Consider the following 19328-nt stretch of genomic DNA (forward strand, 5'->3'; position numbering starts at 1 on the left):
CGGGCTAGGCAAGCAAGAACGGGCCCTCGGAGCACACAACAGCGCCACCAAGCCTTTGATAAGCCCCAAAATTTCATGCCGCCCCGGCTGCGGATGGGCGACCCGGGCCGGCGCTTCTGTCGGCGCCCTGACCCAGGCATGCTCATTGAGCACTGGAACGGCGGCGAATCTACGATCGAAGTTGCGAACCGGACGCACAGCTGCTGATCAGCACCGTCGCCGGTCAGGCCTGAATGCGCCCATCGACAACCTCGATGATGCGGTCGCAGCGCCGCGCCAGATCAAGGTTGTGGGTGACCAGCAGGAAGCTGGTGCCGACCCGGCGATTGACCTGTTGCAGCAGGGCGAAGACCGCCTCCGCCGACTTGGTGTCGAGATTGCCGGTCGGCTCGTCCGCCAGCACCAGATCCGGGTTCATCGCCAGCGCCCGCGCCACCGCGACGCGCTGCTGCTGGCCGCCCGACATGTTGCTTGCGAGATGGCCCGCGAACTTCGCCAGACCGACCTGGTCGAGCAGCCTGCCCGCCTGCGCCTCGATCTCCGGACTCGGAAAGCCGCGATCGACCAGCAGCGGCATCATGACGTTCTCCTTGGCCGTGAAGGCGGAGATCAGCAGATGCGACTGGAAGATGAACCCGATGGTGTGGCCGCGCAGATGGGTGAGCTCGGCGTCGCTGAGCGCGGCGGTGTCCTGGCCCTTGATCGTCAGTCGCCCGGAGGTCGGCCGGTCGAGCAGGCCGACGATGTTGAGCAACGTGCTCTTGCCGGAGCCGGACGGACCGATCAGCGCAACGAACTCGCCGCGGTCGACTTCGAGGTCGATGTCGTGCAGCACCTCGCTCTCGGTCGGCTGGCCGACATTGTAGGCCTTGCAGACCTTCTCCAGACGCAGGATGACCTCAGCCACGGATCGCCACCACGGGATCGAGCTTGGCCGCGCGCAACGCCGGCGCGGTCGCCGCGAGCAACCCCGTCACCGTCGCGATCAGGGCCGTGATGATGAAGAGCCGACGTTCGAGGATCAGGGGAAATAATTCCGAACCGTCGGCCTGGCGCTGCACCGCATGCCAATAGATCAAGGCACCCGCTCCCATCGCGGCGCCGAACAGCGAGCCGATGAAGCCGAGCAGCCCCCCCTGCAGCAGGAACACGCGCAGGATCTGGCCGCGCGAGGTCCCCATCGCCCTGAGAATGCCGATCTCCTTGGAGCGCTGGATCACCGAGACGATCAGCACGGCTGCGATGCCGAACGCGACCGAGAGCGCAACGAACACCCGGATCAGCGTGTTCGAGGTTTCCTGCGCGCGCACCGCGGTGAAGAACTGCGCATTGGTCTTGATCCAGCTGTCGGCCTTGACCAGGTTCGCTGCCTGGATGCGCTGGGCGATATCCTCCGCCGCGTAGATGTCCTTCACCGTGATGTCGATCGTGGTGACGCCGCCGACCATGCCGAGCAGCGACTGCGCGGTGCGCAGCGCGACATACGCCGCGCGCTGATTGACGCCCTTGTTGCCGAGATCGACCAGGCCGGTCACCGTCAGCACCCGATTGGCGCCGGAGGCGGCCTGGACATTGAGCTTGTCACGAACGATCGCGCCGAGCTCCCTGGCCAGCTCGGTGCCGATGATGATGTCGTCGCTGGTCAGCCGCGGCTCGCCGGCGACGATGTAGTCCGGCACGCGTACGATCTTGAAGTAGCTCTCCGGCTCGACGCCGGACAAGGTCACGGCGCGGCTGGCATCGCCACGAATGGCCAGCGCCGAACCGGAAATGGTCGGCGACACCGCGGTGATCTCCGGCATCGCCAGCATCTGGTCGCGGATCTTCGGCCATTGATCGATCGAGATCACGCGCTGACTCGGGCGCTGCACGATCGGATCCTCGATGACGCCGTTGCCGTTGCGCAGGGGACGCGCGACCTGATCCGGCGTCAGCAGCTGGATCTGCGGCTGCGAGGTCAGCACGCGCTTGATGAAGTTGGCCTCCAGGCCCGCCAGCATCGCCGACATGAACACGATCACGCCGACGCCGATCGCGATGCCTCCGATGATGAACAAGGTCTGCAGACGTCCTTCGCGCAGGAAGCGCACCGCCGCGATCCACTCGAACGGCAGCCAGCGGTTCACGGCAGCACCGGACGAAAGCGCTGTCCGGTCACGACACCCGAACTCTGGGGCACTGCGACGTCACCCGCATTCAAGCCGTCGACGATCTCGACATGACTGTTGCCGCGAATGCCGGCGCGCACCGGCAGCTTGACGGCGCGGCCGTCCTTGATGCCGAGCACCCAGGGCTGCCCGGAGGTGAGATCATGAACCGAGCGCACCGGCAGCTCGAGCGTGTCCTTGCGCGATGCGACCTCGATGTCGACAGACACCGTCATGTCCTGGCGCAGATAGTCCGGCGGGTCCTTGACGGTCAGCTTGACCTGCACGGACGCGCGGGACAGATCGATGCCTGGATTGATGTAGCTGACGACGGCCGCGAAGCGCCTGTCGGGATAGGCATCCGCCGAGGCCAGCGCCGTCTGGCCGAGCGCGAGCTTGCCGAGATTGCGCTCGTCGATCTGCAGGACGAGTTGGACGTCGCCGGCAGGCGCCAGCACCAGCAGCGCCTTGCCTGGCTGGGCCACGGTCCCCTTCTCGACATTGCGCGTGATCAGCACGCCGTCGCGGGGCGCAGAGATCGTCGCGTAGCCGAGCCGCGATTGAGCCGTGTCGAGATTGGCGCGCGCCTGGTTCAGCTGCGTCTCCGCCATCACGTGGTCGCTGCCGCCCGGGCTGGCGGTGAAGACCTGGAATTCGGCCGCGCGCTTCTGCGCCAGAGCGATATCCAACGTCTTCTGCGCCTCGTCGAGCGCGGCGCGCGTGGCATAGCCATTGCCGGTCAGTTGCGAGGTCCGATCATAGCTCTGCTGCGCGTTGAGCAGCGTCGCCTGCGCCTGGCGCAGCGCCTCCTTCGCCGAGGGCAAGGTCAGCTCCGCGAGCTGCCGCATCCGCGCTTCGGCCTGCGCGACCTGTCCCTGGGCTTGCACCACCGCAGCCTTGAGCTCGCGCGCTTCCAGCGAGATCAGCGGCTGGCTCTTGGTGACACGCTGGCCTTCGAGCACGAGAACTTCATCGACGGTGCCCGTGATCTGGCTGCCGATCTCGACACGGAATGGCGTCTCGACATGGCCGCTGGCAACGACCGTCTCGACCAGATCGCCGCGCCGGACCTGATCGACCGAGATCGCCGGGCCGAGCATGAGGCGCACGCTCTGCCAGCCGCCGAGGCCGAGCAGCAGCAAGACCGCCAGAATGAACCAGCGATGCGCCAGCAAGGCGGTCCACACCTTCGGCATTGGCTTGCTGTTCTGACGCGTGAGGGCTGCAGCTTGGTCGACCATGTCCATCAATACAGATGCGCCCGGCGGACCGGGCGGGATCTCGTCCTCGTGCTCGTCAACTTGCAGCCGCCAGCCCTGCGGCGCGGTTCCTGGAAATTAGGTCATGGGCGCATCGGGATGTTGCGCTAGGTCAACCGGGGCACGATGCTTCGTGCAATTCAGCCGTGAACATCTGTCCACGAACATGAACGGGCGCGCGTGACCACGGAAACCACCTCCGGCCTACCCCGGTTCTGGCGCCTCTCGCCCGCACAGGTCGGAGCGTCCCTGGGCTGCGATTTGAAGGGACTCGGCGAGTCCGACGCACAACAGCGGCTGCAACTCTATGGCCGCAACGCCGACTCTCCGTCGCACGTCGTTGGCCCGCTGCGCGCCGTGTTGCGCCGGCTGCTCGAGCCGCTATCGCTCATTCTGCTCGTCGCCGGCATCATCTCGATGGTGACAGGCGACGTGATCGGGGGCGCAATCATCGTCCTGATCCTGACGCTGTCGATCGGACTCGATACCGTTCAGGAGGGCCATGCCGTCAAGGCCGCCGAGGAGCTGCGGCGCTCCGTGGCCCTGAAGGCCGAGGTCAAGCGCGACGGCGCCTATCGCGAGATCGATGTCGACCTGGTCGTGCCCGGCGACATCGTGCGCGTGCGCGCCGGCGACATCGTTCCGGCGGATGCATTGATTCTCGAGTCCAAGGCTTTCGCCGCCGGCGAGGCTGCCCTGACCGGCGAGCCCTATCCCGTGACCAAGCAGGCCGACCTTCCCAGCGACGAGAACGATACGTCGAACGCGCTGTTCCGCGGCTCGGTGGCGCAGACCGGCGAAGCCGTCACTCTCGTCGTCAACACCGGGCCGAACACGATGTTCGGGGCGGCCGCCTCGGCACTGGCGGAAGCACAGGCGCGTACGCCGTTCGAGCGCGATCTGCACGAGTTCGGTCTGGTCGTCGCACGACTCACACTGGCGCTGGTCGTCATCGTGCTCGCCTTTCGCGTGGTGTTTGGCCGCGACGTGCTCGACTCGCTGTTGTTCTCGGTCGCGCTCGCGGTCGGACTGACGCCTGAGCTGCTGCCGATGATCACGACGGTGACGCTGTCGCGCGGAGCGCTGCGCATGGCCAAGCGCAAGGTGATCGTGAAGCGGCTCGCGGCGATCCACGACCTCGGCGCGATGTCGGTGCTGTGCACCGACAAGACGGGAACGCTGACGTCGGCGGAGATCACGCTGGCCCGCAGCATCGCGGCGGACGGCCGCAACGATCCGCGCGCCGCGGAGCTCGGCGCGATTGCCGCCGCGCTCGGCGGCGATCGCGGATCGCTCGATACCGCGCTGCTCGCAGGTGCCGATCAGGCCGCGGCAGGATGGGCCTTGGGCGGCCAGCAGACCTTCGACTTCTCGCGCCGGCTCGGCTCCGTGCTGGCAATCCGCGGCACCGAGCAGATCCTGATCGTGAAGGGCGCGCCGGAGGCCGTCATCGAGCTCTGCACGCAGCAAAGGCAGGGCAGCACCATCGCCGCGCTCGACGACAATGGTCGTCACGCGATGCGCGAGCGCGTTCATGCACTGGCCCACGAGGGACTGCGCACCGTCGCGATCGCCTCGAAACCCTGGAGCGGTGCGACCCGCGAAATCGAGACCGAGGACGAGCAGGAACTGATCTTCGAGGGCCTGTGCGCCTTCGCCGATCCGCCCAAGCCGACGGCGGCAGCCGCGATCGCACAGCTCGCCCGCGCCGGCATCGCATTGAAGATACTCTCCGGCGACGATCCCGTGGTCGTCAAACGATTGGCGGGACTGGTCGGCCTGAAGGCCGACCGCGTGTTGTCCGGAAGCGACATCGCCGAGCTCAGCGATGAGGCGCTCGCGGTGCAGGTTCGCTCGGCCGACGCCTTCGGACGGCTCGCCCCCGATCAGAAATCGCGTATCGTCAAGGCGCTGCAGGCCTCGGGCGAGGTCGTCGGCTTCCTCGGCGACGGCATCAACGACGCGCCGGCGCTGAAGGTGGCCGACATCGGCCTGTCGGTCGACGGTGCGACCGGCGTGGCACAATCCGCGGCCGACATGATCCTGCTCTCCTCCGATCTCGAGGTCGTCGCCGACGGCGTCGAGGAGGGCCGGCGGACCTTTGCCAACATCCTGAAATACGTCCGGATGGGCGCGAGCTCGAACTTCGGCAACATGCTGTCGATGGCGGTCGCCTCGATCGTGCTGCCATTCCTGCCGATGCTGCCGACGCAGATCCTGCTCAACAACCTGCTCTATGATCTCTCCGAGCTCGGCATCCCCTTCGATCGCGTCAGCCCGCAGGCGACCGCGCGGCCGCAACGCTGGGACATGAAGCGGCTGTTGCGCTTCGCCGGGATCATGGGGCCGTTATCGTCGCTGTTCGACTTCCTGACCTTCGGCGCGCTGCTCTATCTGTTCCACGCCACGCCCGACGAGTTCCGCACGGCCTGGTTCCTCGAATCCATGGCGACGCAGATTCTCGTCATCTTCATCATCCGGACCAACGGGCGACCATGGAGCAACCGGGCCGATCCGATGCTGACGGCCTCGTCGCTGACCGCGCTGTTCGCCGCGCTCATTGTTCCCTTCACGCCGGCGGGCGCATGGTTCGGCTTCGTTGCCCCGCCCGTTGCCATGCTGGCTGGCATCGCGGTCCTGGTCGCCGCCTACTTGGTCAGCGCGGAAGCGCTCAAGTCTTTCGCCGTGAGAACCGGACGTCCACGACGTCACCACAGGCATCACCGTCAGCATGGACATTCATGACCGCCCTGGCTGCATGGTCGCGATGCATCTGCCCTCTTGATGGGCAACGGCAATTGGTGTCTGTCGAGAAGGCCGGGGAGGAAACAGCGGCCGGGACAACCGGGCCGAATGCCGCGGCGCACGAACCGGGTCCAAAACCGCCGTATGACCGCCGCCGATCCCCCTGCGTCCGCCGCGCCTGCGCGCGCCTGGATCGCGAACCAACCCTACGTGCTGCTCAGCATCACCGCGCTGTGCTGGGCCGGTAACGCGGTCGTTGGCCGCCTCGCGGCCGGTCACATCCCACCGGTGACGCTGTCGTTCCTGCGCTGGTCGCTGGCGTTCCTTCTGATCTTGCCGCTGGCCAGGAAGCAGTTGCGGCAAGACTGGCCGGCGATCCGGTCCAAGCTGGGCATCATGATCGCGCTGTCGGTGACCGGCATCGGCGCGTTCAACACGCTGCAATACTGGTCGCTCGAATACACCCAGGCGCTCAACACGCTGCTGCTGCAATCCGGCGGCCCGCTGATCGTCGCGATGTGGTCGATGCTGCTGCTGCGCGTGCACCTGACGCTGGCGCAGGCGATCGGCATCGTGCTGTCGCTCGCAGGCGTGCTGCTGATCCTGACGCGCGGCCACCCTACCGCGCTCGCCGACATCAGCTTCAACAAGGGTGACCTGATCTTCCTGGTCGCGATGGCGGTGTTCGGCTTCTACTCGGTGCTGACGATCAAGCGGCCTCAGATCCACGGTCTGTCGATGGTCGCTTTCACCTTCGGCTGCGGCGCAGCCAGCCTGATCCCGCTGTTGATCTGGGAACTCAACGCCCGCCCGGTGATGGCGTTCGATGCCCAGAACCTGCTGTCGCTGCTCTACGTGGCGATCTTCCCCTCGACCATCGCCTATCTCTGCTTCAACCGCGGCGTGCTCCTGATCGGCGCCAACCGCGCCGCACCGTTCTTCCACGTCGTGCCGGTGTTCGGCTCGATCATGGCGTTCGTGTTCCTCGGCGAGCAGCCTCAGATCTTCCACGTCATCGGCTTTGCCCTGGTGCTGAGCGGCGTCTACGTGGCCTCGCGCAAGCAGGCGACATGAGGCGCGGATCACTGAACGAGAGCGCCTGCATGGCACCAATTCGCGACGGCGCATTGCGTTGAGCCGGGATTTGGCCCACCCTCCCGGCTTCTCCCGTCAGAGCATCCCGCCTCCCTTGCCCGCCGACGACCTCAAGCCATCCTCGCCGTTCGCCTGGCTCAACAACCAGCCCTATCTGCTGCTGACGCTGGCGTCGCTGTTCTGGGCCGGCAACATCGTGCTGGCACGCTACGTCGCCGGCCACGTGCCGCCGTTGACCTTGTCCTGTATCCGCTGGATCGGCACCTTCCTGATGCTATGGCCCTTCGCGCGGGCGCATCTCGCGCATGATTGGCGGATCTTGCTGGCAAACTGGCGGCTGGTGCTGGTCCTGGCGCTGACCGGTTTCGCCATCAACAACGCGCTGTCCTATTGGGCCATGCAGTACACCCAGGCGCTCAACGGGCTGCTGATCCAGTCCTCGGCCCCGCTGTTCGTGGCGCTCTGGGCGCTGGTGCTGTTCGGCGTGAGACTGACGGCGGCGCAGTTCGCCGGCATTGCGATCTCCTTGACCGGTGTGCTCGTGATCCTGCTGCGCGGCGACCTCGGCGCATTGGCCGCCATTCAGTTCAACCGCGGCGACCTGATGTTCGCCGGGGCGCTGCTGGTGTTCGGGATCTATTCCGCCGTCATGACGCGGCGGCCGGCCGTGCACCAGCTGTCGCTGATCTCAGCCTGCACCGCCTTGGGCGCGCTGTTGCTGCTGCCGCTGGCCGCCTGGGAATACGCCTCCGGCTTCGTGCTGCAGCTCGATCTGCTGTCGGTCCTGACGCTCGGCTATGTCGTGGTGTTCGCCTCGACGCTGGCCTATCTGTTCTTCAATCGCGGCATCGGCCTGATCGGGCCCAACCGCGCCGCGCCTTTCTTGCACCTCGTGCCGCTGTTCGGCTCGGTGCTGGCCATCCTCCTGCTCGGCGAGGAGCTGAAGCCGTTCCACCTGATCGGCTACGCGCTGGTCATCGCCGGCGTGATCATCGCGTCGCGCGTGCCGCTCCGGAGGCCGCAGGCGGCGCCCAAATCGTGAGCGTGCGGCAAGAGGCCCCAGGACAGCGAGCCCTCATCATCTGGGTGTCATCGAAGTGTCAGCCTAGCGTCAGGCGTCCTGTCCACAACGCGCATGGTTCAAGCTCGCAGGAGGCTTCCCATGCACCGATATCTACTGACCACCGTTGCGGTCCTCGCTCTCGGCGTCGGCGCGGCGCGCGCGCAAGGCGAAGGTGAATTCCCCGTGACGCTGGCGGGGCACGCCGTGATACCAGCCGAATCCTTCATCGACGCCCCAGCCGATGCCCCCGATGATCTCAAGACGTCCGGCAAATACACCACTGGCAAGCGCGTCGACGCCATCGGCAGCGTGATGGGCAAGTCCTACGAGCGCCCGACTGGCGTCTCGCTGCCGTTCAAGGGCCAGCCGCAGCAGGGCCACTCCGGCATCAAGAAGATGGCGGACGGCAGCTTCTGGGTCCTCACCGACAACGGCATGGGCTCGCGCTACAACTCACCGGATTCGATGCTCTATCTGAACCGCTACAAGATCGACTGGGCCAGCGGCAAGGTCGAGCGACTGGAGACGATCTTCCTGCACGATCCGGACAAGAAGGTGCCGTTCCGCATCGTCCATGAGAACACCGCCAAGCGCTATCTGAGCGGCTCCGATTTCGACATCGAGGGTTTCCAGATCATCGGCAACGCCATCTGGATCGGTGACGAATTCGGTCCCTACGTCATCAAGGCCGACAAGAGCGGAAAGGTGCTCGCGGTGTTCGAGACGGTCGCCGACGGCAAGCCTGTGCGCTCGCCCGACCACTGGGCGGTGCAATCGCCTGGGGCACCCGGTGCGAGCTACACCAACGTCAATCTGCGCCGCTCGAAGGGCTATGAAGGCTTCGCGTCGTCCATCGACGGCAAGTTCATCTACGGCCTGCTCGAAGGTCCGCTGTGGGATGCCGAGAAGAAGGATTGGGAGAAGGTCGACGGCAAGGAAGCCTCGCGCATCCTCGAGTTCGACGTCGCCGCAGAGAAGTTCACCGGCCGCTACTGGCAATATGTGTTCGAGCAGAACGGCAACGCCATCGGCGACTTCAACATGATCGATCCGGCCCAGGGGCTGATCATCGAGCGCGACAATGGCGAGGGCACCGGCGACAAGGCCTGCGCGCAGGGCACCCGCGGCGACAACTGCTTTCCGGACCTCGCCAAGTTCAAGCGCGTCTACAAGATCGAGCTGTCCGATGCCAATGTCGGCAAGCCGGTCCGCAAGATCGCCTACATCGATCTGATGAAGATCAAGGACCCGGACAACAAGGCACGCAAGCCGCTCAACGACGGCGTGCTCACCTTCCCGTTCTTCACGATCGAGAATGTCGACAAGGTCGACGAGACCCACATCATCGTCGGCAACGACAACAACCTGCCGTTCTCGTCCAGCCGCAATCCCAACAAGGCCGACGACAACGAGTTCGTGCTGCTCGAAGTCGGCGACTTCCTCAAGGCCAAGTAGCCGGCTTTCGGGCCTCACCGCGCCGGCGTTGCGACGCCGGCGCCAGCTCCGATCAGGCCGTCCGTACCTTTGCCATGAAGCCGTCGACGGCCTGCTGCAGCAGCCCGGACTGGCTGTCGAGCTCGCGCGCGCTCGCCAGCACCTCGGAGGCGGCCATACCGGTCGCTTCCGCGGCCTTGGTGACGCCCCCGATATGCGCGCTGATCTCGTTCGAGCCGGCGGCGACCGACTGGATGTTGCGCGCGATCTCGCGGGTCGCGTCGCCCTGCTGGGAGATCGAGGTCGAGATCGAGTTGGTGATCTCGCTCATCTGGGCGATGGTCTGGGTGATGCCGCCGATGGCGGCGACCGCATCCTGCGTCGAGGTCTGCATCGCGGCGACCTGCGCCGAGATCTCCTCGGTCGCCTTCGCCGTCTGGTTGGCCAGCGCCTTGACCTCGGAGGCGACGACGGCAAACCCCCTGCCGGATTCGCCGGCGCGGGCAGCTTCGATGGTCGCGTTCAGCGCCAGCAGATTGGTCTGCGCCGCGATCGAGTGGATCAGCTTGACGACCTCGCCGATCTTCTCGGCGCCGGTCGACAGCACCTGCACGGTGGCATTGGTGCGCTCGGCATCGCCGACCGCCTTGCTGGCGATCTCGCTGGAGCGTGCGACCTGACGGGAGATCTCGTTGACCGAGCTCGACAGCTCCTCGGCCGCGGACGCCACGGTGCCGACATTGTCGTTCGCGCTCTGCGTGGCGGCGCTGACCGTAGAGGCGCGTGAGCTCGCATCGCTCGCCGTCGACGTCATCGACTCCGCGGTGTGCTGCATGCCCTCCGCCGCCGAGGCCACCGAGCGGACGATGCCGTTGACGCTGCGCTCAAAGTCGGCCGCAAGATTTTGCATCGCGGCGCGCCGCTCCGTCTCGGCGCGCTGCTTGTTCGCGGCCTCCGCCTGCTCGAGCTCGCGCATCCGCACCGCATTGTCCTTGAAGATCTGGACCGTGGCCGCCATGCCGCCGATCTCGTCACCGCGGCCGACACCGGGGATCTCGCCGTCGAGCCGCCCGTCGGCGATCTCCCGCATGCGGACGCCGAGGCGATCCAGCGGCACGCTGATGCTGCGGCTGATCAGCCAGGCGATGCCGCCGGCGACGATCGCGATGCCGGCGCAGGCCATCCAAATCATCCATTTCAACGGCTGCATCTTGGCATCGAGATCGTCGACATAGACGCCGGTGCCGACGAACGTGTTCCAGCCGGGGATCATGACCGCATAGGAAATCTTCCGGGTCGGCTGCTCCTGGCCCGGACGCAGATATTCATAGTGCAGGGTCACGTCGCCGTTCTTGGCAACGCCGTCGCGCAGCTCGACGACCAGCTTGCGTCCGTTGAGCTCGAAATCGATGACGTTCTCGCCGCGCTGCTTCGGGTTTTGGGACAGGACCACGATCCCGTCCATCGTATAGGCGAACAGGTAGCCCGCCCCCTTGTCGAAGGTCATCGTCCGGCCGCGGTCGATGAACGCGTCGAGCGCCGCCTCCTTCGTCATCTTGCCGGCTTCGACCTCCTTGATGAGGCCGAGCGCCATGTTGCGCGCGGTCTCGACGATGGCCCTGCACTGCTCGATGCGGGCGTTGACCATCTCCCGATGCATCAGGTCGGCGGCGAAGCTACCGGCCGCGGCAAGCCCCAGGAGAGCGACACCGACCACGATGGCCAGCTTGGGGGCGATCTTCATATTGTTCAGCAGCACGCGACGAACTCCGCCCCATCGATGTCAACGATCTGTCAAGGTAACCTGCAGATCAAATGATCAGGCGATGGTTAGGGTTCGGTTGCGAATGCCCCCCGTATTAACCCGGATCAGCTCGGCACGGCGACATCCCCGGACGGGACCGGAGCGGAGGTCGGGCGCAACGGCGCGAACTCCTCGGCCGTCAGCGTCTCCTTGGCGATCAAGAGCGCGACGCCGCGCTCCAGATCCTGCCGATGGCCGTCGAGAATCGCCCGGGCGCGGGCACCGCCTTCGGCGATCAGGTCGCGGACAGCGAGATCAATTTCGCGACCGGTGTCCTCGGCCGCCGACACGATCTGGTCCTGCGGCTGCAGGAACGACACTTGCGGACGCGGCGCGTAGGTGCGCTGACCAAGCGTCGAGTCCATGCCGTACTTCGTGACCATCTCGATGGCGATCTCGGTCGCGCGTTGCAGATCGTCGGCCGCGCCGGTCGAGACGTCGCCGTCGAAGATGATCTGCTCGGAAGCGCGACCGCCCATCAGCACTGCGATGCGGTTCTTGAGCTCGCTGACCGCGAGCAGGAAGCGGTCCTCGGTCGGCCGCTGCATCGTGTAACCGAGCGCGCCGACGCCGCGCGGAATGATCGAGACCTTCTGCACCGGATCGACGCCGGCGAGATTGGCTGCGACCAGCGCATGCCCCATCTCGTGATAGGCGACGCGGCGGCGCTCGGCCGGGCTGAGCACGCGGCTCTTCTTCTCGATGCCCGCGACGATACGCTCGATCGCCGTGGTGAAGTCTTCGAACGTCACCTCGTGGCCCTTGCGGCGCGTCGCCGCGATCGCGGCCTCGTTGATCAGGTTGGCGAGATCGGCGCCGGTGAAGCCCGCCGTCAGCGCGGCGACCTTGTCGAGGTCGACGCTGTCCGCCATCGTGATCTTGCGGACGTGAACCTTGAGGATCGCGAGCCGCCCGCTCCGGTCGGGCCGGTCGACCAGCACCTGGCGATCGAAGCGGCCGGCGCGCAGCAATGCGGGATCCAGGATCTCCGGCCGGTTGGTGGCGGCCAGCAGGATGACACCGGAGCTGGGATCGAAACCATCGAGCTCCGCCAGCAACTGATTGAGCGTCTGCTCCTTCTCATCATAGCCGCCGAGCTGAGCCCCCGCCGAGCGGCTGCGGCCGAGCGCATCGAGTTCGTCGATGAAGATGATGCAGGGGGCGGCCTTGCGCGCCTGCTCGAACAGATCGCGCACCCGCGCGGCGCCGACGCCGACGAACATTTCCACGAACTCGGAGCCGGAAATGGAGAAGAATGCAACGCCCGCCTCGCCGGCGACCGCGCGCGCCAGCAGCGTCTTGCCGGTGCCGGGCGGACCGACCAGCAGGATGCCCTTCGGCACGTGTGCGCCGAGCCGGCCATAGCTCTTCGGATCCTTCAGGAACTGCACGACCTCCTGCAGCTCGAACTTGGCTTCGTCGACGCCCGCGACGTCGGCAAAGGTCACCTTGGTGTCGGTCTCGACATAGACCTTGGCGCGCGACTTTCCGATCGACATCAGCCCGCCGAAGCCCTGGCGGTCCATGACCTTGCGGCCGAGGAAGACCCAGATCAGATAGAACATCAGCGCCGGCACGACCCAGGACAGCAGCGTCTGGATCACGCCGCCCGACGGCACGCCGGTCACCGTGACGCCTTTGGTCGCGAGCTTCTCGGCCAGCGGCGGATCGACCCGTGCCGTGATGAACGCGGTCTTGCCGTCTGCCTGCTTGTCCTTGAACTTGCCCTGGATGGTGTCCTGGCCGACCGAGACCTCGGAGATCTTGCCCTGCTCGACCATCTGCTCGAACTGGCTGTAGGGAATCGTCTCGACGGTATTGTAGGTCGTCAGCAGCCATTGCAGCAGCAGCATGCCGACGCCGGCCAGGAAGATGTAGCCGACGGCAATGGCCTGCTTGCGGGTGTTCGGATCGGATTCCATGTCGGGCACTCGTGGCAGCGCTCCCAGGACTCGGCAGCCGACCATGATCGATACCGATGGAGCCTCGACTGCGTTTAACAAGCGAGGCCGCTCACACGCTTGTCCTGGATCAAGTCCGCCCGACACGACCGGAGCGGCATCCGGCCTGGCCGCATGCCGCTCCGTGCCGTCTTCTCAAGCCGCGCGGTGGGCGCCAGCCTCATTCCAGATCGATCGGCTGGTAGGATCCCGACTTGTCGAGCTGGGTGCCCCAGACCTTGTGCAGCGCCTGGTGATCGCCGCGGCTCAGGTTGAGCGAGGCGCCAAGTCCCATGTCGAGATTGCGCGTGCTCTCGAGCGTCTCTACCAGCCGTTCCGTGTCGAGCTGCGGCCCGCAACGCTTCAGCGCATCGATCAGGAGATTGGCTGCGACGTAGCCTTCGAGCGAGATGTAGTCCGGGACCTCGCCCGGAGACGCCTGCGCCAGCGCCGCCTTGAACTCGAGCACGGTGCTCGAATAGCCCGACACGGCCGGTACTGCCTGCGTGACGATGACGTTCTCGGTGAAGCGCGGTCCCAGCAGCATCAATTCCTGCGCCAGCGCGGTGGCGCCGACGATCGACATATTGGTGTAGATCATGCCCGGAAAAAGATCGCGTGTCTTCTCGATAAATTTCGCCGCCGGTCGCGTGGTCCCGACCATGACGATCGCCTTGATCGGCACCTTCTGGGCCCTGAGCTGCGCGACCGCCTCGTCCATGTCGATCGAGTTGCGGTTATAGACCAGGCGCACGATCGACGCATCGTTGAGGCCGGCGGCGCGATAGGCCCTTGCGACGCCTGCAAAGCCCTGCTCGCCGAGATCGTCGTTCTGCCCGAACACCGCGATCTGGTTCGGCCTGATCTTGCGCATCTTCAGCAGATAGCGCACCGCGGCGTCGGCCTCTTCGACGAAGCTCGGCCTGTAGTTGAAGACGTAGCGATCCGGAGGATCGTGCCGCACCACGCTGCCGCCCGTGAACGGCGCGAAGAACAGCACACGGCGCTCGAGCGCGAACGGAACGGCGACGGCCGCCGTCGGCGTGCCGAGATTGCCGAGGAACCCGAACACGCGCTCCCTGTCCCAGAGCAGCTTCATCGCCTCAGGCGTCCGCGATGGCTCGAAGCCGTCATCGGCGGCAATCAGCTTGAGCATTCGTCCATGGACGCCGCCCGCGGCGTTGCTCCGGGCGAACGCGACCTCGATGCCGCGCTTGTAGCTCTGTCCGTTCTCCTTGGCGCTCCCCGTATAGGGGATGACCATGCCGAAGCGGATTTCCTGGTCGGTCACGCCCCGCACCTCGCCGGGCGCGGCCGGTCTTGCCATGCTCACCGCCGCATTGGCTCCAGCCGGCGCAGCGGAGGTCGCCGGGCCCGGCGGCGGCGCACCGACGCTCCGCTCGAGATCGGCGAGCTGGCGCTCGACCAGCCGGCAGTCGGCGCGTCCGCCATTCACCGCGGCACGTCCCTCCGCGATGTTACGCTCGAACTCGCGGGCAAGCTCGTTGCGATCATTCGGATTGGTCGACGCCTCGCGGATCGCTTCCTGAAACTTGGCGAGGATCGCCTGCACGCGACGGGTCGCGATGCTGGTGCATGCCTGAGACGACCCGATGATCGGGCCGACACGTCCGGCCAGCTCGCGGACGAGATTCACGTTGTCCGCCGAGAGGGCGCCACTTGCACTCCCCGTCAGGAAGACGGCAGCAAGAATCGCCGGGCTAAGCGAGCGCCGCGCGATGCACGAGGCGAGAGACAAAAATTGCATCTTGTAGACTGAGGCCTCCGTTCCTGTCCGCCGAACGACGCGCACAGACCGGACGCAAGCATGCGGCCAACCGGGATGGTCAGCGGCTGCGGTAATTCGGATATCGCCATGACGATTTGGAATGCCGGAAACATCAGGAAAGAATCGGCTTGGTCTGCCCGAAGATCGGGACAAGCCGGTCATTTTTTCCTACGGCCGCTTGATCGCGAAAGCTCTTTTTCCCGTATCCTGCAGTCGTAGCTTCCGAATGCCGCCGCTTGCTACTTGCATCCGCGTCCGGGTGAAGACACGGCATGGCCGGCATCTACGACGGCTTTAAGTTCGGATGAGGGCAGACCTGACGCAATCAGGCCTCAGCTGCGTCGATCGGGCGGAGCAAGCCGGAGCAGGATCCGAAACTCCTGATACCACCAATGTCCGCGCCCCGATCTCAAGTTGATAGAACGATCATCGGGGCGCGTGACGCGGGCGGATGTCTGCACACCGGGCCATCCGCCCATGATCGGCTAACCTGATGGGCTCATCACCACCGTCTTGTCCTTCGGCCAGCGGACGCGCCAGGCAAACGAGAGCTCTTTCGTCTCGCCGGGCTTGGCATCGAGCATCCACTCGGTGACGCCGCGGCGGTCGCGCACGTTGGTCGATGTCGGCGGCGTGGTCGCCGGCAGCATCTCGACCGTGATCTCCTCGTTCTCGCTGACCGGCAGCTGATCCTGGATCGCGACCTTGACCGGGAAATCGTGCGCGTTGCGAATCGTCGTCTTGAAGGCGCGCTCGTCGATCTTTGCCGTCGTCACGATCAGGCCGGCCGAACCTTCGTTGCGCTTCACCACGGTGCGCTCGACCTTGACCTTGTCGTCAGCCCCGAAGCCGAGGCGAACGGTCTCGTCCTTGCCGGCGGCGGCCAATTTGCTGCTGCCGACGAACATGCCGTCGCGATAGATCGACACCTTGCCCGGCAGCAGCGGCGCGTCCTCTCCTTGTGTGAAGCTCGCCTCGAGATAGGCAGTGGGATCGGCCACCGGCGCCGAGCGAATGATCAGCTCCGGCGTGATCGTCGCGGTGGAGATACGCAGGCTCTTGGCGCCATCATTGGTGCCGATGCTGACGCGTCCAGGAAGACGGAAGGCAGTCTGGTATGCACCGATCTCAACGGCGGTCTCGCGCTCCTCCGCCCGCTTGGCAGGCTCGGGCGCGGCTGCAGCCGGCGCATATGACTCCATGCTTCGCTGCCTCGGCGCCTTGTCGGCCAACGTGCCGAGTTGCGCCATCGGCGGCGACGGCGGCGGCGGATACTGCGCGATCACGGTCCGCAACTCCGGCGCGCTGCCGCCGCGGCCCGTGCGTACCGTCGACACCGAGAGCGCGACATCGGACCAGTCCTCGCCAGTGGTCTGCTGAATCTCGGCGCGACGCACCAGCTCCAGCGCGGGCTTGCGGTCTTTGGCGGACGTCTCCAGACGCGCATCGTAGAGTGGCACCCAGCGGGCGTTGCGCACGGCGTAGGTCACGCGCAGGGTCGCCTTGGTCGCCGTCGCTGCCGACAGCTCGATCTGAACCTCCATCCTGCTCGGCGGTTTGGCCGCGCGATCGGCCTGCAACCGCGCGATCTCGCGATCGATGTCGCGCTGCTTGCGCTCGGCGTCTCTTATGGCCGAGTCGGCCTGACCGACCTCCTCGGCCACGGCTGCAAATGCATTGCGCCACTCCGTGATGGGGCGTGCCTCGCCCTTCTCGCCGAGGCCGGCGGGAGAGGCTTCCGCAAACCGCTCGGCGAATTTCTTCCGCGCAAGCGCGGCGGCGATCGCGCCGTCGAGATTGGCACGCTCGTCCTTCAGCGCCTCGATGCGCTTGTCGATCTCAGGCAGATTGACCGGGGGCGCCGCCCGCGGCGGCTTGGCATCGACGGTGCCGATCACGAGCTTCGCTCCAGCCGCGCCCTCGACCCGCAGCGAAGAGACGTCGAGCCCGAGCGGAAAATCCTTGGCAATGGCCGTAGAGTCGCCGGCCGGAAGATCCAGCGAGATGACCCGGCTCACGGTGGCACCGTCGGGATAGACGGTGACCGCATCCACCGTGGACGTGGCGTCGAGGTTGGCAGCATGGCCGGGCACAGCCGTCAGCGCGGCGCCCAGGACGAGACCGGTGGCAATCAGGCCCTTGTTTCGCATGGTCATCACATTCTCCGCAGCCCAACACCCTCAAGACCGGATCAGCCGGTCCTTCGTCGGGCGTTAGACGCAGGGAAAGCTGGCCGGGTTCAAACGAGTCCGGCGGAGATGATCATTCGACTTCGCTGAAAATGACAAAGGCAGCACGGCAGAATCTGCCGTGCTGCCCCGCTGGCTCGACTAGGACAGCCTCCGGCGATCAGAACGCCAGCGCCTTGGCCTGCTTGACCTGCGGCAGGGCCTGGATCTTGGCGAGCAGCTCCGCCGGCACCGCGCCGTCGACCTCGACCAGTGCGATCGCGTCACTGCCCGGCGCGACGCGGCCGAGGTGGAAGGTCGCGATGTTGATCTTGGCATCGCCGAGCAGGCTTGCGAACTTGCCGATGAAGCCCGGCTTGTCCTCGTTGGTGACGTAGATCATCGACTTGCCGAACTCGGCGTCGACACGGATGCCCTTGATGTCGACGAGGCGCGGCTTGCCGTCGGCGTACACTGTGCCCGACACCGCGCGGTCCTGATGCTCGGTCGTGACCGCGACCGTGATCAGGCTCTCATAGTCGCTCTCGCCGGCGCGCAGCACCTCGTCGACGATCATGCCGCGCTCCTTGGCGATCACCGGCGCCGAGACGACGTTGACCTCGCCCAGCATCGGCCTGAGCAGGCCGGCCAGCACCGCCGAGGTCAGCGCCCGGGTCTTCATCTCGGCGACGTGGCCTTCATAGGTGATCTGGATCTTGGTGATGCTGCTTTCGGTGAGCTGGCCCGCGAACGAGCCGAGTTTCTCGGCGAGTGCGATGAACGGCTTCAGCTTGGGCGCTTCTTCCGCGGTGATCGACGGGAAGTTGATCGCATTCGAGATCGCGCCGGTGAGCAGGTAGTCCGACATCTGCTCGGCGATCTGCAGCGCGACGTTCTCCTGCGCTTCCGTCGTCGAGGCGCCGAGATGCGGCGTGCAGATCACGTTGGCATGACCGAACAGGGGATTGCTGGTCGCCGGCTCCTCGGCGAACACGTCGAGGGCTGCGCCTGCGACGTGCTTGCTGTCGAGGGCCTCGAGCAGCGCCTGCTCGTCGATCAGGCCGCCGCGCGCGCAATTGATGATGCGCACGCCCTGCTTCATCTTGGCGATCGCCGCGGCATCGATGATGTTGCGGGTCTTGTCGGTCAGCGGCGTATGCAGCGTGATGAAGTCGGCGCGCTTGAGCAGCTCGTCGAGCTCGACCTTCTCGACGCCGAGATCGAGCGCGCGCTCCTCGGTGAGGAACGGATCGAAGCCGATCACCTTCATGCGCAGGCCCTGCGCACGGTCGCAGACGATCGAGCCGATGTTGCCGCAGCCGATCACGCCCAGCGTCTTGCCGGTGATCTCGACGCCCATGAAGCGGTTCTTCTCCCACTTGCCGGCCTGCGTGGACGCGTCGGCCTGCGGGATCTCGCGGGCCAGCGACAGCATCATCGTGATCGCATGCTCGGCGGTCGTGATCGAATTGCCGAACGGCGTGTTCATCACGATGATGCCCTTGGCCGTCGCCGCGGGAATCTCGACATTGTCGACGCCGATGCCCGCGCGCCCGATCACCTTGAGCCGCTTGGCGCGCTCGATGATCTTGGCGGTCGCCTTGGTGGCGGAGCGGATCGCCAGGCCGTCATAGTCGCCGATGATGTCGGCAAGCTTGTCCTTGTCCTTGCCGAGATTGGGCTGGAAGTCGACCTCGACGCCGCGGTCTTTGAAGATCTGTACGGCCGCGGGCGACAGTGCATCGGAGATGAGAACTTTGGGCTTTGACATGACGATGATCCTTCACGCCCCCTTTGTGAGGGGGCCGCGCAGCGCGCGGAAATGGGGAAACATACAGGGTGGGCAAAGCGCAACGTGCCCACCGCTCTCTCGCGTCAGGTGAG

Annotated in this window: 12 protein-coding genes; 4 read left to right on the forward strand and 8 right to left on the reverse strand. The window is 65.9% G+C overall.

Translation table 11 applies throughout. From position 1 onward, the window contains the following. Positions 1-223: 223 nt before the first annotated feature. The 3 genes from QX108_RS25180 to QX108_RS25190 are packed head-to-tail and all read right to left on the reverse strand — an operon-like array spanning position 224 to position 3388. Positions 224-907 (reverse strand): ABC transporter ATP-binding protein, encoded by a 684-nt coding sequence (locus QX108_RS25180; RefSeq protein ID WP_315784555.1) that lies wholly within the window; start codon positions 905-907, stop codon positions 224-226. Then, the gene (locus QX108_RS25185) at positions 900-2126 is read right to left on the reverse strand and encodes an ABC transporter permease (protein WP_172112350.1); all 1227 of its coding nucleotides are present in this window, start codon (positions 2124-2126) and stop codon (positions 900-902) included. The genes QX108_RS25180 and QX108_RS25185 overlap by 8 nt, the downstream gene beginning before the upstream one ends. Continuing rightward, on the reverse strand, positions 2123-3388 hold the full coding sequence (locus QX108_RS25190) for an efflux RND transporter periplasmic adaptor subunit (protein ID WP_315784558.1): 1266 nt from the start codon (positions 3386-3388) through the stop codon (positions 2123-2125). The genes QX108_RS25185 and QX108_RS25190 overlap by 4 nt, the downstream gene beginning before the upstream one ends. A 198-nt stretch (positions 3389-3586) precedes the next feature. Here QX108_RS25190 and mgtA point away from each other — a divergent pair, with 198 nt between their 5' ends. From mgtA to QX108_RS25210, 4 genes are all read left to right on the forward strand, one after another. Further along, entirely contained in the window at positions 3587-6151 is a 2565-nt protein-coding gene (gene mgtA / locus QX108_RS25195) for a magnesium-translocating P-type ATPase (protein WP_315784560.1), read from the forward strand. A gap of 144 nt (positions 6152-6295) precedes the next feature. Further along, a complete protein-coding gene (locus tag QX108_RS25200; protein ID WP_315784561.1) occupies positions 6296-7225 on the forward strand; it encodes a DMT family transporter in 930 nt (309 codons plus the stop codon). Between the two features lie 115 nt (positions 7226-7340). Next, positions 7341-8288 carry a DMT family transporter gene (locus QX108_RS25205; RefSeq protein WP_315784563.1) on the forward strand — a complete coding sequence of 316 codons (948 nt, stop codon included), beginning with the start codon at positions 7341-7343 and terminating at the stop codon, positions 8286-8288. Between the two features lie 120 nt (positions 8289-8408). Further along, complete coding sequence (locus tag QX108_RS25210) at positions 8409-9764, forward strand: esterase-like activity of phytase family protein (protein ID WP_315784565.1); 1356 nt, start codon at positions 8409-8411, stop codon at positions 9762-9764. 52 nt (positions 9765-9816) lie between these two features. On the opposite strand, the gene QX108_RS25215 is transcribed toward QX108_RS25210, so the two are convergent. The 5 genes from QX108_RS25215 to serA form a co-directional block, all read right to left on the reverse strand. Beyond that, the gene (locus QX108_RS25215) at positions 9817-11502 is read right to left on the reverse strand and encodes a methyl-accepting chemotaxis protein (RefSeq protein ID WP_315784566.1); all 1686 of its coding nucleotides are present in this window, start codon (positions 11500-11502) and stop codon (positions 9817-9819) included. Between the two features lie 110 nt (positions 11503-11612). Further along, positions 11613-13469 carry an ATP-dependent zinc metalloprotease FtsH gene (gene ftsH / locus QX108_RS25220; protein WP_315784568.1) on the reverse strand — a complete coding sequence of 619 codons (1857 nt, stop codon included), beginning with the start codon at positions 13467-13469 and terminating at the stop codon, positions 11613-11615. 199 nt (positions 13470-13668) lie between these two features. After that, positions 13669-15255 (reverse strand): ABC transporter substrate-binding protein, encoded by a 1587-nt coding sequence (locus QX108_RS25225; RefSeq protein WP_315784570.1) that lies wholly within the window; start codon positions 15253-15255, stop codon positions 13669-13671. 506 nt (positions 15256-15761) lie between these two features. After that, positions 15762-17426 carry a mucoidy inhibitor MuiA family protein gene (locus QX108_RS25230; RefSeq protein WP_315784603.1) on the reverse strand — a complete coding sequence of 555 codons (1665 nt, stop codon included), beginning with the start codon at positions 17424-17426 and terminating at the stop codon, positions 15762-15764. Positions 17427-17625: 199 nt separating this feature from the next. Continuing rightward, positions 17626-19215, reverse strand: a complete 1590-nt coding sequence (gene serA, locus QX108_RS25235; RefSeq protein WP_315784572.1) for a phosphoglycerate dehydrogenase — start codon at positions 19213-19215, stop codon at positions 17626-17628. Positions 19216-19328: the final 113 nt, after the last annotated feature.

Origin of the sequence: Bradyrhizobium sp. SZCCHNR1002 (assembly GCF_032381435.1) — a bacterium.
In the GTDB taxonomy this organism is placed as follows: Bacteria; Pseudomonadota; Alphaproteobacteria; order Rhizobiales; family Xanthobacteraceae; genus Bradyrhizobium; species Bradyrhizobium aeschynomenes.